Source organism: Streptomyces sp. NPDC048001, from assembly GCF_043203115.1.
Taxonomy (GTDB): Bacteria; Actinomycetota; Actinomycetes; order Streptomycetales; family Streptomycetaceae; genus Streptomyces; species Streptomyces sanyensis.
Genome location: NZ_JBIDBN010000012.1, coordinates 199,884 through 213,201, shown reverse-complemented (window position 1 = coordinate 213,201; position 13,318 = coordinate 199,884). Strand labels below are relative to the sequence as shown.

Here is a 13,318-nt window from a genome sequence, read left to right as displayed (position 1 = left end):
CTTCACCTGACCGTCACCCTGTCCACTGTCTTGATTTCGCTTCCCGGTCGCACCCGGAGGCAGCGGCGGGCGGGGACGCGCCGCGTCGGCGGCCCCGTCACAGGAGGTATGCGGGGGAACATACAAGAAACGCGGGGTACCCGTGCGCCGTGCGACCCGGCCGGCGGACACGCGGAACCGTCCCGGCGGGGGCGGGCCCTCGCCGGGGACACGGGGGCGGGCTTACGTTGGCGGCATGACGACCGATCAGTGGAACCCTGTCGACGACTACCTCGGTGAGCTCCTCGTGGGGCCGGACGAGGTCCTGGCCGAGACCCTGGAGGCGAGCGAGGCGGCGGGGCTGCCGTCGATCGCCGTGGCTCCGAACCAGGGCAAGCTGCTGAACCTGCTGGCACGCGTCCGGGGGGCGCGCACGATCCTGGAGATCGGGACGCTCGGCGGCTACAGCACGATCTGGCTGGCGCGCGCGCTGCCCGAGGACGGGCGGATGATCTCGCTGGAGTACGACGCCCGCCACGCGGAGGTGGCGCGGGCGAACCTGGCGCGCGCGGGGCTGGACCACGTCGCCGAGGTCCGCACCGGAGCGGCGCTGGACCTGCTGCCGCGCATCGAGAAGGAGCCGGGCGCGGGCCCCTTCGACCTGGTCTTCATCGACGCGGACAAGGTCAACAACGCCGCGTACGTGGAGTGGGCGCTGCGGCTGAGCCGCCCCGGCAGCGTGATCGTCGTGGACAACGTGGTGCGCGGCGGCGCCGTGGTGGACGCGGGGAGCGGGGACCCGGCGGTGGTGGGTACGCGGCGGATGTTCGACCTGGTGGCCCGGGAGCCTCGACTGGACGCGACGGCCTTCCAGACGGTGGGGGCCAAGGGCTGGGACGGCCTCCTGGTGGCCCTGGTGACCGCCTGAGCGGTGGCCCGCCGCCCGCCCGCGCCCGCCGCCCGCCGCCCGCCGCCCGCCGAGAGGGCACTCCGACCGGGGCCGGTCGGGGTCCGGTCGGGGCGGGCGGGCCGGGCCCGCTGTGCGGAGACCGGGGTACGCCTCACACCGCCGTGACGGGCGGGTGTAGGAGACTGCTCACGCATGATCACGCCCAGGTCGCCGTCGCGGCGGCCGCATGTCGAAAGGTGCCACGTGCCGAGCATCGTGAAGATCAATGTGCTGACCGTCCCGGACGAGCAGCGGGAGACCCTGGAGAAGCGGTTCGCCTCGCGCGCGGGCGCGGTCGAGTCCTCCGACGGCTTCGAGTGGTTCGAGCTGCTGCGCCCGGTGGAGGGCACCGACCGGTACCTCGTCTACACCCGCTGGCGCGACGAGGCCTCGTTCCAGGCGTGGATGGAGGGCCCGATGAAGGCGGCCCACCGGGGCGGCGGCGACGCGGGCGGCCGTCCCGCGCCCGCGGCCTCGGACTCCCAGGTGTGGTCCTTCGAGGTCGTGCAGCAGGCGGCCCCGAAGTCCTGAGCGCTGCCGTGCCGGGCCGGAAGGGGGTCCGCCCGGCACGGTCTCCCTAGTTCCCCGCGGGCAGAAATCCGCTCGACGGCCGGTCCGGGCCGGCGGTAGGCAGGGACCATGACGCAGTGGAGCTTTGCCGCCGAGCCCTTCGACAGCCCGGAGTCCCTGGAGCTGCGGCGCGACTACTACGCCGATGTCGCGGGGAGCTACTGGGGACGGCCCGCCACCCGGGCTGAGGTCGACGAGGGACTCGCGGGCGACGGCGCGGAGCTGCTGACGCCGCCGACCGGCCTGTTCGTGCTCGGGCGCCGCGGCGGCTCTCCCGCGGCCTGCGGCGGTGTGCTGATGCTGGAGGACGGACGGGCGGAGCTGACCCGGGTGTTCGTGCGGCCCGGCCACCGCGGCCGCGCGGGCGCCGGGCTGCTGCTGGAGCGGCTGGAGCGGGAGGCGCGCGCGCTGGGGGCGCACCGGATGGTGCTGAACACCCGGCTCGATCTGCTGGCCGCCCGGGCGCTGTACCGGCGGCACGGCTACACCGACGTCCCCGCGTACTGCAGCGGCCCCTACGCGGAGGTCTGGTTGGGCAAGGAACTCCCCGGCGGGGAACCGCCCGCTGGGGGACTCCCCGGCGGGGAACCGCCCGCTGGGGGACTCCCCGGCGGGGAACCGCCCGGCGGGCGCCGGGAGGCCGCGGCCGGACGGCGCTGACGCGGTGCGCCCGGCGGCGGCTCAGTGCCTGCGGTGCGGGTGGCGCGGGTAGGAGGCCGCGGGCCGCTCGTGGTCCCCGCGGGCGTACTCGTGGGGCCGTTCGGCGTCCGATCCGCAGAGTTCGGCGCTCAGGTCGTGGACCAGTCGGACCAGGTCCGTCGGCCGGTCGGGGCCCCACCAGTCACCGAGCAGTTCCGCGAGCGACTGCTCGCGCGCGGCCGAGAGGCGGACGGCCGCCTCGGCCCCCTCGTCGGTGAGCAGCAGGGAGACGCCGCCCTCGCGGCGGGCGAGACCGCGCCCCTCGACCTCCCGTGCCGCCTCGGTGATGATCCGCAGGGGTACGGGGGTCGTCTCGGCGAGCCGGGCCGGCTCGACCAGTCCGTGGCGCCGGATGCGCAGCAGCAGCCAGCTGGAGGCCGGCAGCAGGTCGTAGCCGGCGCGCTCGGTGATCCGCTCGTAGATGTGCCGTCGGCCCTCCCGTGACCCGAGGACGGACAGGGCGCGGGCCACCTCGTCGTGCGAGGAGCGCTCGACCGGGTTGGAGGCGAGGGTCTCGGTGGTGTCCGGTGCGGTGACGGATCCGCGCAGCGGGTCCTCGCGGAGGAACAGGGCGACGACGAAGGCCACCGCCACGACGGGCACGGCGTAGAGGAACACGTCGGTGATGGCGGTGGCGTAGGCGTGGAGCACGGACGGCCTGAGCGCGGCCGGGAGTTCGGCGATGGCACGCGGGTCGGCGGCCAGTTCCGCGGGGCCCGCCCCGGCCGGGACCTGCCGCCCGGCGAGGGCGCCGGCGAGCTTGTCCTCGAGCCGGTTGGTGAAGACCGTGCCGAAGACGGCGACGCCGAAGGAGGCGCCGATGGACCGGAAGAAGGTCGCTCCGGAGGTGGCGACTCCGAGGTCCTCGTAGCCGACGGCGTTCTGCACGACGAGGACCAGGACCTGCATCACCAGGCCGAGCCCCGCGCCGAAGACGAGGAAGCACAGGCTCAGCTGCCAGTCGGAGCTGTTCTCGGTGAGCCGGTGCAGCAGCAGGAGCCCGACGGCGGTGACCGCGGTGCCGAGGACGGGGAAGACCTTCCACCGGCCGGTACGGCTGACCAGTTGGCCGGAGAGGGTGGAGGTGATCAGCAGGCCCAGGACCATCGGCAGCATGTGGACACCGGACATGGTCGGTGTGACGCCGCGCACCACCTGGAGGAAGGTGGGCAGGTAGGTCATGGCGCCGAACATCGCGAAACCGATGACGAAGCTGATCACCGCGACGAGGGTGAAGGTGCGGATGCGGAACAGCTTCAGGGGCAGCACGGGCTCCGCGGCGCGGCGTTCGACGGCGAGGAAGGCGGCCAGGAGCACGGCGCCGAGCACGGCCAGCCCGACGATCTGGGGCGAGCCCCACTCCCAGGTGGTGCCGCCCAGGGAGGCGACGAGCACCAGGCAGGTGGCGACGGAGGCGATGAGGAAGGTGCCGAGGTAGTCGATGGTGTGGCGCTCGTCCCGCACCGGGATGTGCAGCACGGCCGCGATGACGAGGAGGGCGACGACACCGACGGGGAGGTTGATGTAGAAGACCCAGCGCCAGCTGAGGTGCTGGGTGAACAGGCCGCCCAGCAGCGGCCCGAGGACACTGGTGGCCCCGAAGACCGCGCCGAACAGGCCCTGGTAGCGGCCCCGCTCCCGGGGCGGGACGAGGTCCCCCACGATGGCCATGGAGAGCACCATCAGCCCGCCGCCGCCGAGGCCCTGGACGGCGCGGAAGGCGATGAGCTGGGTCATGTCCTGGGCGATGCCGCAGAGCGCGGAGCCGATGAGGAAGATGACGATCGCGGTCTGGAAGAGCTTCTTCCGGCCGTACTGGTCGCCGAGCTTCCCCCACAGCGGGGTGGCGGCGGTGGACGCCAGCATGTAGGCGGTGACCACCCAGGACAGGTGGTTCATGCCGCCCAGTTCGCTGACGATCGTGGGCAGGGCGGTCGCCACGATGGTCTGGTCGAGTGCGGCCAGCAGCATGCCCAGCAGCAGGGCGCCGATGGCGACGAGGACGGTCCGCCGGTTCCGCTCCTCACCCGGCGCCGGTGGCGCCGGGAGCGAGCCGACTTCGTGGGCCATACGGGTCTCCTTTGCGCCTCCGCCCTTGTGGTGGGCGTCTTCTCCATCGTGGTGGCTTCCACCGGTTGCGGCCTGCCGAGCCCGCGCGGGGGCCGGCGGGCAGGGGCACGCGGCGGAGGGAGGCGGTCGGGCGGAGGCGGCCGGGCGCAGGCGTGAAAGGGACGTACGGGGAGGTTCACGGGCGCCGGGGACCGAACGGGGTGCTGCCGTGGGGTGCATCACACCGACGCTGCATAATTTGGCGCAATCCAATGGGGAGGGGTACCGGCCATGACCGGAATCAGCTGTCCGGTGTGCGGCAGACCGCGGTCCGCGGAGGGGCGCGGCGCGGACCGCACGTGCTCCTGTGCGGAGCCGCGGCGGCCCGGGGGGCCGGGGGCCCGGGACACCCCGGGGGCCTTCGACCCCTTGCGGATACGCCCGTACGTCACGCTGGGAGCACCGCGGGGCGCCTGGCCGGCCGGCTCCCCGCCGGAACCCGAGGAGCCCGGCCCCGCCACGGACCCGGCCCACCCCGTCCCGCCGTACGACCGGGGCCCGCAGCCCCGGCACCGGGAGGCCCCGCACCCGACGGGCCCGTCGTACGCCCCCGGCGGGGCACCGGTCCACGGGCCCGGACCGTCCGGGGAACACGGAGAGCCCGGCGCCGCCAACCCCCCGGCCCCGCCCGGCCCCTACGCACCCGACGCCTACGGACAGGCCCCCGGCACCCCCGACGCCTACGGACACCCGCCCGGCACCCCCGACGCCTACGGACACCCGCCCGGCACCCCCGACGCCTACGGACACCCGCCCGGCACCCCCGACGCCTACGGCACTCCGCTGCCCGCCTACGGCACTCCTCTGCCCGCGTACGGAACGGGCGGCGGCCCCGGGCAGGCCGGGGAGGACGCCGGGGTGTACGCGGTCGGCCCCGGGGACTTCGACACCCGGGAGCTGCCGCCGCTCGTGGGCCCGGCGCCGGGCAGCCCGAGCGGGGCGCCGGTCCCACGGCGCCGGCGGCGCGGGGCGGTGATCGCGGCGGCCGCGGCGATCGCGGTCGCGGGCACCGCCGCGTACGCCTCCGGGCTGCTCCAGGGGGGCGAGGAGCGCGACCGGGTGTCCATGCCCGACCGGGACACGGCTCAGCCCAGCCTCGACGTCGCGCCCGACCTGCCCTCCGCCTCGGTGCCGCCCGACGCCTCACCCTCCGCGTCCGCGTCGGCCACCTCCTCGCCGACGGCCACGGCGTCCCCCTCCGCCTCACCGACGGCCACGGCGTCCCCCTCCGCCTCCGCCTCGCCCTCGGCCTCGGCGACGCGTTCCGTCCCGGTGACCACGGCCCCGCCCACGCCGTCCTCGGCGGCGCCCTCCACGGTCCAGGCCACGGGCACGGTGTCACAGGAGCCGGAGACGCCGAAGGGGACGCTGCGTCTCGGCGACACCGGCGCGGCGGTCGTGGAACTGCAGGTGCGCCTCCAGCGCATGTGGCTCTACCCGCGCGACTGGGAGGCCGACGGAGTCTACGACCAGCAGGTGGAGTACGCGGTGAAGGTCTACCAGTGGGACAGGGGCCTCACCAAGGACGGCCTCGGCGTCTACGGCCCCAGGACGCGGCGTGCGCTGGAGGCGGAGACGGGGCGGCTGTGAGGGGGCGCCTCCCCGGCGGCCGCGCATGCCCGTGGTGCGCCCGGCCGCCGGGGGCGGATTTGGCGTAGCGGCACCCTCTTTGTATCGTGAGCGAACAAAGTGGTTCCGCCCGTACTCCCTGACCGGCGGGCGGGACCGCTTGTCCTCTCCGGCCTCGGCGACCTGCGCCCGGCGCCGCGCGGCCGCGCCGCCCCGCCCCGGGTCACCGGCCGGCCCCGCCCCGCCCCTGGAGCACTCCTGATGCCGGCCACCGCCACTCCCGCCCTGACCGCCCGCGCCGTCCTGCTGGACATGGACGGCACCATCGTCGACTCGGATGCCGCGGTGGAGCGGATCTGGCGCCGGTGGGCCGTCGAGCACGACCTGGACCCCGAGGCGGTACTGAGGGTCGTCCACGGCCGCCAGGGGCACGCCACCATGGCCGCACTGCTCCCGGACCGCCCCGCGGAGCAGAACCACGCCGACAACCGGGTCCTGCTGGCCCGCGAGACGGCCGACACCGAAGGGGTCGTGCCGGTGGCCGGCGCCCCCGCCTTCCTCGCCGCGCTCTCCGGCGTCCCGCACGCCCTGGTGACCTCGGCCGACCTCGCCCTCGCCACCGCCCGCATGGCGGCGGCCGGACTCCCGATGCCCGCCGTGCGGGTGACGGCGGAGTCGGTGGGCGCCAGCAAGCCCGACCCCGAGGGCTTCCTGAAGGGCGCCGCCGAACTGGGGTACGCGCCGGGCGACTGCGTGGCCTTCGAGGACTCGGAGGCCGGGATCGCGGCGGCCCGTGCGGCGGGGATGCGGGTGGTCGGCGTCGGGCCGCGCGCCGGTGCCCACGCGCCCGACCTGGCGGTGGCCGACCTGACCCGCCTCTCGGTGACCGTCCGGGAGGACGGCGCGGTCGGGTTCCGCGCCGTCTGACGCCCGGCGGGCGCCGCCCGCGAGGCGGACGGCGCCACCCCGAAGACCCGCCCCGCCCCCGGCGGACCCGCCGGGGGCCTCAGCCCGCGACGGCCTCGTAGAGGCTGAACGCCGAGAGCGCCAGCATCAGGCCCGCGGCGACCCTGGTGATCAGCCGCAGGGGCACGTACCGCATGAGGGTGCGACCGCCCAGGATGCCGATGGCGGCGACGGACCACAGCGCGAGCACCGCACCCACGCCGACCGAGACCGGGTCGTCGTAGCGGGCGGCCAGGTTGGCGGTCATGATCTGGGTCAGATCGCCGAACTCGGCGACCAGGATGAGCATGAACCCCGCCCCCGAGACCTTCCAGAAGGACTGGTCCGCGGGCGCCCTGACGCCCTCCTCCCCGCCGTCGTCCTTCTTCAGCAGCAGCACCAGCGCCCCGGCCAGGAACAGCACGCCGACCACGGCCTGCACCAGCCGGTGGGGCAGCAGGGTCAGCACGCTGCCCGCGGCGACGGCGAACGCGACATGGACGGCGAAGGCCGCCGCGACACCGGCGAAGACGTAGGAGGCGCGGTAGCGCGTGCCGAGCACCAGACCGGCGAGTGCGGTCTTGTCGGGCAGCTCGGCGAGGAAGACCACGCCGAAGGCGAGCGCCGTGACGGTGAAGCTGATCATGGATGGGGTTCCTCGATCGGTCGGGCGCCGCCTCGCCGAGAGTCCCGAGCAGGTTCCAGGGGTCGCTTCGGCACGACAGCGCCATGGACGAATGCATGGGCACTGCTGCCGAAGGTCTCGCTGGCGGTCCCCGTACGAGGCCGCCTCCGGGCGCCGGCCGGGCACGAGGCCCGGCAGTATGTCGACGTTCCGGCGAAGAGCTACTCCCCTTCTGCTCCCACCACCCTACGCGACCGGCCGCGGCAGGCGGCAGCGGCCTCCTCCGCACCCGTGCGCCCGGTGGCCGGGCAGGGCCCCGGCGGGGCCCTGCCCGGCCACCGGCAGGTGAAGACCCGGTGGCGGTCCGCCGCACCCCTTGATGTGACGTGAACATGTCGCCACGCTGTTACCCGGCGCCCATCCCCGTGCAACCCGGCGCCACCAGCATGGCCACGCCCCGATACCGCACCCGCGCCCCGACGGCGCGCGGGCGAGGCCGAGTTCCCCCACCACCGAGGAGTTCACATGAGTCGTGTCTACGCGCGTGGACACCGTCGCGCCGGCGTACTCGCCGCCGCTGCGGCCGTCGCGGCGGCCGGTCTGCTGTCGACCGCTCCCGCCGCCCAGGCCGCACCGCCCACCCCCGTCAGCGCCGCCACCGCCCGCAGCTACCTCGGGCAGCTCACCGTCGCCGCCGAGGGCTCGGGCAGCGGCTACAGCCGCGACCTCTTCCCGCACTGGACCACCCAGTACGGCAGCTGCAACACCCGCGAGGTCGTGCTCAAGCGCGACGGCGCGAACGTCCAGCAGAACTCCAGCTGCGCTGCGGTCAGCGGCAGTTGGTACTCCCCCTTCGACGGCGCCACCTGGTACGCCGCTTCCGACGTCGACATCGACCACATCGTCCCGCTGGCCGAGGCCTGGCGCTCCGGCGCGAACAGCTGGACCACCTCCGAGCGCCGGAGCTTCGCCAACGACCTCACCCGCCCGCAGCTCATAGCCGTCACCGACAACGTCAACCAGTCCAAGGGCGACAGGGACCCGGCCGAGTGGCTGCCGCCGTCGACCTCCTACCGCTGCATGTACGCGCGGATGTGGGTGCACACGAAGTACTACTGGGACCTGACCGTGGACTCCGCGGAGAAGAGCGCGCTCCAGTCCGTCCTCAACGGCTGCTGACGGCGGGCGCGGACGGCGGTGGGGCGCCGTCCGCGCCACCCGGCCCCGCGGGCCACCGGGCGGCCGTCCTGCCCGGTGGCGGCCCGCGCAGCCACCCGTGCCGCCGCCCCACCCGGTCGACTGCTCCCACGCGCGGTCACCCCCCGAGGCGACCCGCGCCGCCGTCCCGCCCCGTCCCCGGTTCGCATGGCTGTCCTCCGCATATCCGTGCCGCACGACATCGCGCCCCCCTCCGGCCCCGTTGTCGTACCCCGCGCGTAGGCTGTAGTGCTGATCGTGCCGCCTGCGCGCCTCCCGCGGCCCGGCGGCCCTGCCGTCGGGCGGCCCCGGTGGCCGCTCGGCCGCCTTGTCGTCCGAGCGGGGAGAGTCGACGTGCTGGAGAGCCTGGCCGCGCTGGCCGGTAGCCCGTGGATCTACGCCGTGGTGGGCCTCTCCGTCCTGCTCGACGTCTTCCTGCCCGTGCTCCCCAGCGGCGTGCTGGTGATCACCGCGGCCACCGCCGCCGCGGCGGGCAGCACCGCCGGCAGCGCCGCCGTCGCGGGGGCCGCCGGAGCAGCGGACACCGTGCAGCGGGAGGTGCCCTCACTGCTCGTCCTCGTGCTGTGCGCGGCCACCGCCTCGGTCCTCGGCGACCTGGTCGCCTACCGGCTGGCCCGCCGCGGAGGCGACCGCTTCGACCGGGCCATCGCCCGCTCCCGCCGCCTCACCCGGGCACAGGAGCGCCTGGGCACCGCGCTGTCCAAGGGCGGCGGCGCGCTCGTCGTCATCGCCCGCTTCGCGCCCGCCGGGCGCTCGGTGGTGTCCTTCGGAGCGGGCAGCGCCCACCGCAGGGTGGGCGAGTTCCTGCCCTGGTCCGCCCTGGCCGGAACCGCGTGGGCCTGCTACAGCGTGGGGCTCGGCTACTTCGGCGGCCAGTGGCTGGGCGCCGGCTGGGTGGGGGCCGCGGTGTCGGTGCTCGCCCTGTTCGCCGCGGGGCTGCTCGCCGCCTACGTCATGCGGCGTCCGGCGCTGACCCGCTCCGCCGCGTAGCAGCGCCCCGCACCTCCAGGCCGTCGAGGAGCCGGCCGGTGGCCTCGGCGATCTCCTCGACGGCGCGGTCGAACACCTCGCGGTTGTGCGCGGCCGGGGCGCGGAAGCCGGACACCTTGCGCACGTACTGGAGTGCTGCGGCGCGCACCTCCTCCTCGGTGGCCTCCCCGGGGAGGGCGGGTGGACGGAGGGTCTTGATGCTGCGGCACATGCGTCCAGTGTGCCGCGCCCCCCGGCGGCGGGTCGAGCGCGGCGGCGCGCCGCCGGGCACCCGGCGGCCGGGGGTCCGCGCCGGGGGGCGCACGGACGCCCGGCGGCCCGCGCCGTGCACACGGCCAGTAGAGTGCGGCGACGATCCCTGCACCCGATCCCCGCACCCCAAGAGGGCCCCGCCGGGCCCGCCCCGAGGACCCGACCCCGTGAACGCGAACCCCCCGCCCGCCGCCTCCGCCCGCCGCAGCCCGCCGTCCGCCGCCGTCACCGTCGTCGGGATCGGGGCCGACGGCTGGGGCGGCCTCTCCCCCGCGGCGCGGGACGCCCTGCGCGGCGCTGCCGTACTGCTGGGCGGGGCACGCCAGTTGGCACTGCTCCCCGCCGAGTGCACCGGTGAGCGGGTGGCCTGGCCGAGCCCGCTGCGCCCCGCCGTGCCGAGGCTCCTGGCCGAGCACGCGGGCCGGCGCATCGCCGTACTGGCCAGCGGGGACCCGATGTTCCACGGCATCGGCCGGGCGCTGACGGAGGAGCTGGGCCCCGGCGGGCTGCACGTCCTGCCGCACCCCTCGTCGGTCTCCTACGCCTGCGCCCGGCTCGGCTGGGCGGTCGAGGACACCGAGGTGGTCACCCTGGTGGGCCGTCCCGCGGCCCGCCTGGCGGCCGCCCTCCACGACGGCCGCCGGGTGCTCGTCCTCAGCGCGGGTTCGGGCACGCCCGCCGAGGTCGCCGCACTGCTGCGGGAGCACGGCTTCGGGCCGAGCCGTCTGCGGGTGCTGGAGCAGCTCGGGGGGACGGCCGAGCGGATCACCGACGGCCGGGCCGCGACCTGGTCCGCACCGCCCGGCGACCCGCTGAACATCGTCGCGGTCGACTGCCGGCGCGCACCCGGCTCCCCGCGCCTGGCCGCCGTGCCCGGCCTGCCCGACGACGCCTACGAGCACGACGGCCAGCTCACCAAGCGGCATGTGCGCGCCGCCACCCTGGCCGCGCTGGCGCCCGCCCCCGGCGAGCTGCTGTGGGACGTCGGCGGGGGCTCCGGCTCGGTCTCCGTCGAGTGGATGCGCAGCCACCCCTCCTGCCGGGCGGTCGCCGTGGAGCGGGACCCGGCGCGCGCCGCCCGCATCGCCCGCAACGCGGAGGCCCTCGGCGTGCCCGGCCTGCGGGTGGTCACGGGAGCGGCGCCCGAGGCGCTCGGCGGACTGCCGCGCCCCGACGCCGTGTTCATCGGGGGCGGCCTGACCGCCCCGGGGCTGCTGGACGCCTGCTGGGACGCCCTCCCGCCCGGCGGGCGGCTCGTCGCCAACACCGTGACCCTGGAGTCCGAGGCGGTGCTGGCGGCCCGTCACCGCGCCCACGGCGGCGAACTCGTCCGCCTGGCGGTCTCCCACGCCGTGCCCGTCGGCGGCTTCACCGGCTGGCGCCAGGCCATGCCGGTCACCCAGTGGTCCCACACCAAGTCCGGAGAGACGTCGTGACCGTGTACTTCATCGGGGCGGGCCCGGGGGCCGCCGACCTGATCACGGTGCGCGGTGCGCGCACCCTCGCCTCCTGCGGCGTCTGCCTGTACGCGGGGTCGCTGGTCCCCCGCGAACTGCTCGCGGAGTGCCCGCCGGACGCCCGGCTGGTCGACACCGCGCGGCTCGACCTGGACACCATCACCGCGGAGCTGGTCCGGGCCCACGGGGAGGGCCACGACGTCGCGCGGCTGCACTCGGGGGACCCCTCGGTCTTCAGTGCCGTCGCCGAGCAGATGCGCCGCCTCGACGCCGCGGGCGTGCCCTACGAGGTGGTGCCGGGCGTGCCCGCCTTCGCCGCGGCGGCGGCGGCGCTGAAGCGGGAGCTGACGGTCCCGACGGTCGGCCAGACCGTCATCCTGACCCGCGTCGCGCAGCAGGCCACACCGATGCCCGAGGGCGAGGACCTGGCGACCCTCGGCCGCAGCGGGGCCCTGCTGGTGCTGCACCTCGCCGCGCGCTACGCGGACCGGGTCGTCGAGGAGCTGCTGCCGCACTACGGGGCGGACTGCCCGGCCGCGGTGGTCGCGATGGCGAGCCGCCCCGAGGAGCTGGTGCTGCGCGGGACCCTGGCCGACATCGCCGCACGGGTGAAGGAGGCGGGCGTGGTCCGCACCGCGGTGATCATCGTGGGGCGCACCCTGGCGGCCACCCAGTTCCGCGACAGCCACCTGTACTCGGCGGACCGCGAGCGGCACGACTGCTGACCCGCGCGGGCGCGGAAGGTCCGAGGCGGGCGCGGAAGGCCCGGGGCGGGCGCGGGAGGCCCGGGCTCCGGAGGGGCCCGCGACCGGTTCAGCCGGCCGGGGAGCCGACCGGGGAGCGCCCGACGACGGTGCCCGCCCGGTCGATGCACACCACGTCCACGGCCACCGGCGCCCCGCGCAGGACGGCCAGGGCCTGGTCCCGGGCCTCCACCGCGACCAGGTCCCCGAGCGGCACGCCCGCCGCGGCGCACGACTGGAGCGCGGCGAGCCCCGTGTTGGCCCCGGCGACGGCGTCCGCGAGCGCGCGGTCCGCGCCGCCGCGGACCGCGAGTTCGGCGAGGAAGCCCTTGTCGACCTGCGAGCGGGCCGAGTGGAGGTCCAGGTGCCCGGCCGCGAGCTTGGAGAGCTTCGCGAACCCGCCGCAGACGGTGAGCCGTGCCACGGGGTGGCGCCGCAGGTACTTCAGCACGGCCCCGGCGAAGTCGCCCATGTCCAGGAGGGCGTCCTGCGGCAGCCCGTAGAGGGAGGCCACCGTCCGCTCCGAGGTGGAACCGGTGCAGCCGGCGACATGGGTGCGTCCGGCGGCGCGGGCGACGTCGACGCCCCGGCGGATGGAGTCGATCCACGCCGAGCACGAGTACGGGACCACGACACCGGTCGTGCCGAGGACGGACAGCCCGCCGAGGATGCCCAGCCGGGGGTTCCAGGTGGAGCGGGCGATCTCCGCACCGTGGTCGATGGAGACGGTCACCTCGACGTCGCCCGTGCCGCCGTGGCGTTCGGCCACGGCGGCGACGTGCTCCCGCATCATCCGGCGCGGCACGGGGTTGATCGCGGGCTCCCCGACGTCCAGGGGCAGCCCGGGGCGGGTGACCGTGCCGACGCCCTCCCCTCCGCGGAAGACGACCCCCGAACCGGCGGGCAGGGGGCGGACCTCGGCCCGGACCAGGGCGCCGTGGGTCACGTCCGGGTCGTCGCCCGCGTCCTTGACCACGCCCGCCATGGCCGCGGACCCGGGTGCCAGCCGCTCCGCGGCGAGGGCGAAGGACGGTGTCTGGCCCTTGGGCAGGGTGATCGTCACCGGATCGGGGAAGTCCCCCGTCAGCAGGGCCGTGTACGCGGCGGTCGTGGCCGCGGTGGCGCAGGCGCCGGTCGTCCACCCGGGCCGCAGACCGGTGTGCTTGAGTTGGGCCTCGCGCCCGCCCCCGCCGGGGCCGCCCGACTCACCCAT

General features: G+C 76.0%; 12 protein-coding genes and 1 pseudogene. 9 read left to right on the top strand and 4 right to left on the bottom strand.

Going from position 1 to position 13,318, the window contains the following annotated elements; translation table 11 throughout:
* Positions 1-235: 235 nt before the first annotated feature.
* The 3 genes and pseudogenes from ACGF15_RS23025 to ACGF15_RS23015 all read left to right on the top strand — a co-directional run.
* A complete protein-coding gene (locus ACGF15_RS23025) occupies positions 236-907 on the top strand; it encodes an O-methyltransferase (RefSeq protein ID WP_392801513.1) in 672 nt (223 codons plus the stop codon).
* A 174-nt stretch (positions 908-1,081) separates the two neighbouring features.
* Positions 1,082-1,459 carry an antibiotic biosynthesis monooxygenase gene (locus tag ACGF15_RS23020; RefSeq protein ID WP_362611612.1) on the top strand — a complete coding sequence of 126 codons (378 nt, stop codon included), beginning with the start codon at positions 1,082-1,084 and terminating at the stop codon, positions 1,457-1,459.
* Between the two features lie 108 nt (positions 1,460-1,567).
* Positions 1,568-2,044: pseudogene (locus ACGF15_RS23015) on the top strand (GNAT family N-acetyltransferase); the annotation flags it as partial.
* A 135-nt stretch (positions 2,045-2,179) separates the two neighbouring features.
* Here the strand turns inward: ACGF15_RS23015 and ACGF15_RS23010 are convergent.
* The gene (locus ACGF15_RS23010; RefSeq protein WP_392801509.1) at positions 2,180-4,267 is read right to left on the bottom strand and encodes a DHA2 family efflux MFS transporter permease subunit; all 2,088 of its coding nucleotides are present in this window, start codon (positions 4,265-4,267) and stop codon (positions 2,180-2,182) included.
* 408 nt (positions 4,268-4,675) lie between these two features.
* On the opposite strand from ACGF15_RS23010, the gene ACGF15_RS23005 reads away from it, so the two are divergent.
* Positions 4,676-5,896, top strand: coding sequence for a peptidoglycan-binding protein (locus tag ACGF15_RS23005; protein ID WP_392801506.1), 1,221 nt, complete (start codon positions 4,676-4,678; stop codon positions 5,894-5,896).
* A gap of 240 nt (positions 5,897-6,136) precedes the next feature.
* Positions 6,137-6,802: an HAD-IA family hydrolase gene (locus tag ACGF15_RS23000; protein WP_392801503.1), complete on the top strand. Its 666-nt coding sequence runs from the start codon at positions 6,137-6,139 to the stop codon at positions 6,800-6,802.
* Between the two features lie 79 nt (positions 6,803-6,881).
* Here ACGF15_RS23000 and ACGF15_RS22995 read toward each other — a convergent pair whose 3' ends face one another.
* Positions 6,882-7,466 carry a TMEM165/GDT1 family protein gene (locus ACGF15_RS22995; protein WP_392801500.1) on the bottom strand — a complete coding sequence of 195 codons (585 nt, stop codon included), beginning with the start codon at positions 7,464-7,466 and terminating at the stop codon, positions 6,882-6,884.
* Positions 7,467-7,970: 504 nt separating this feature from the next.
* On the opposite strand from ACGF15_RS22995, the gene ACGF15_RS22990 reads away from it, so the two are divergent.
* Both ACGF15_RS22990 and ACGF15_RS22985 read left to right on the top strand, forming a co-directional pair.
* Positions 7,971-8,624, top strand: coding sequence for an HNH endonuclease family protein (locus tag ACGF15_RS22990; protein WP_345610164.1), 654 nt, complete (start codon positions 7,971-7,973; stop codon positions 8,622-8,624).
* 372 nt (positions 8,625-8,996) lie between these two features.
* Entirely contained in the window at positions 8,997-9,653 is a 657-nt protein-coding gene (locus ACGF15_RS22985; RefSeq protein ID WP_345610166.1) for a VTT domain-containing protein, read from the top strand.
* Here ACGF15_RS22985 and ACGF15_RS22980 read toward each other — a convergent pair.
* A complete protein-coding gene (locus ACGF15_RS22980; protein WP_345610168.1) occupies positions 9,616-9,864 on the bottom strand; it encodes a DUF2277 domain-containing protein in 249 nt (82 codons plus the stop codon). The genes ACGF15_RS22985 and ACGF15_RS22980 overlap by 38 nt on opposite strands.
* 208 nt (positions 9,865-10,072) lie before the next feature.
* Between ACGF15_RS22980 and cbiE the strand changes: the two genes are divergently transcribed.
* Positions 10,073-11,341: a precorrin-6y C5,15-methyltransferase (decarboxylating) subunit CbiE gene (cbiE, locus tag ACGF15_RS22975; protein ID WP_392801495.1), complete on the top strand. Its 1,269-nt coding sequence runs from the start codon at positions 10,073-10,075 to the stop codon at positions 11,339-11,341.
* Positions 11,338-12,087 carry a precorrin-4 C(11)-methyltransferase gene (cobM, locus tag ACGF15_RS22970; RefSeq protein ID WP_345610172.1) on the top strand — a complete coding sequence of 250 codons (750 nt, stop codon included), beginning with the start codon at positions 11,338-11,340 and terminating at the stop codon, positions 12,085-12,087. Before cbiE ends, cobM begins: the two co-directional genes overlap by 4 nt.
* Positions 12,088-12,175: 88 nt before the next feature.
* Here the strand turns inward: cobM and ACGF15_RS22965 are convergent, their stop codons facing one another.
* The gene (locus ACGF15_RS22965; protein WP_345610174.1) at positions 12,176-13,318 is read right to left on the bottom strand and encodes a cobalt-precorrin-5B (C(1))-methyltransferase; all 1,143 of its coding nucleotides are present in this window, start codon (positions 13,316-13,318) and stop codon (positions 12,176-12,178) included.

What these genes read in the sequence shown, in the direction of transcription:
- ACGF15_RS23025 (WP_392801513.1), top strand. Translation starts at nt 236, where the DNA reads ATGACGACCGATCAGTGGAACCCTGTCGACGACTACCTCGGTGAGCTC.
- ACGF15_RS23020 (WP_362611612.1), top strand. Translation starts at nt 1,082, where the DNA reads ATGATCACGCCCAGGTCGCCGTCGCGGCGGCCGCATGTCGAAAGGTGC.
- ACGF15_RS23010 (WP_392801509.1), bottom strand. Translation starts at nt 4,267, where the DNA reads ATGGCCCACGAAGTCGGCTCGCTCCCGGCGCCACCGGCGCCGGGTGAG.
- ACGF15_RS23000 (WP_392801503.1), top strand. Translation starts at nt 6,137, where the DNA reads ATGCCGGCCACCGCCACTCCCGCCCTGACCGCCCGCGCCGTCCTGCTG.
- ACGF15_RS22995 (WP_392801500.1), bottom strand. Translation starts at nt 7,466, where the DNA reads ATGATCAGCTTCACCGTCACGGCGCTCGCCTTCGGCGTGGTCTTCCTC.
- ACGF15_RS22990 (WP_345610164.1), top strand. Translation starts at nt 7,971, where the DNA reads ATGAGTCGTGTCTACGCGCGTGGACACCGTCGCGCCGGCGTACTCGCC.
- ACGF15_RS22980 (WP_345610168.1), bottom strand. Translation starts at nt 9,864, where the DNA reads ATGTGCCGCAGCATCAAGACCCTCCGTCCACCCGCCCTCCCCGGGGAG.
- ACGF15_RS22965 (WP_345610174.1), bottom strand. Translation starts at nt 13,318, where the DNA reads ATGGGTGAGTCGGGCGGCCCCGGCGGGGGCGGGCGCGAGGCCCAACTC.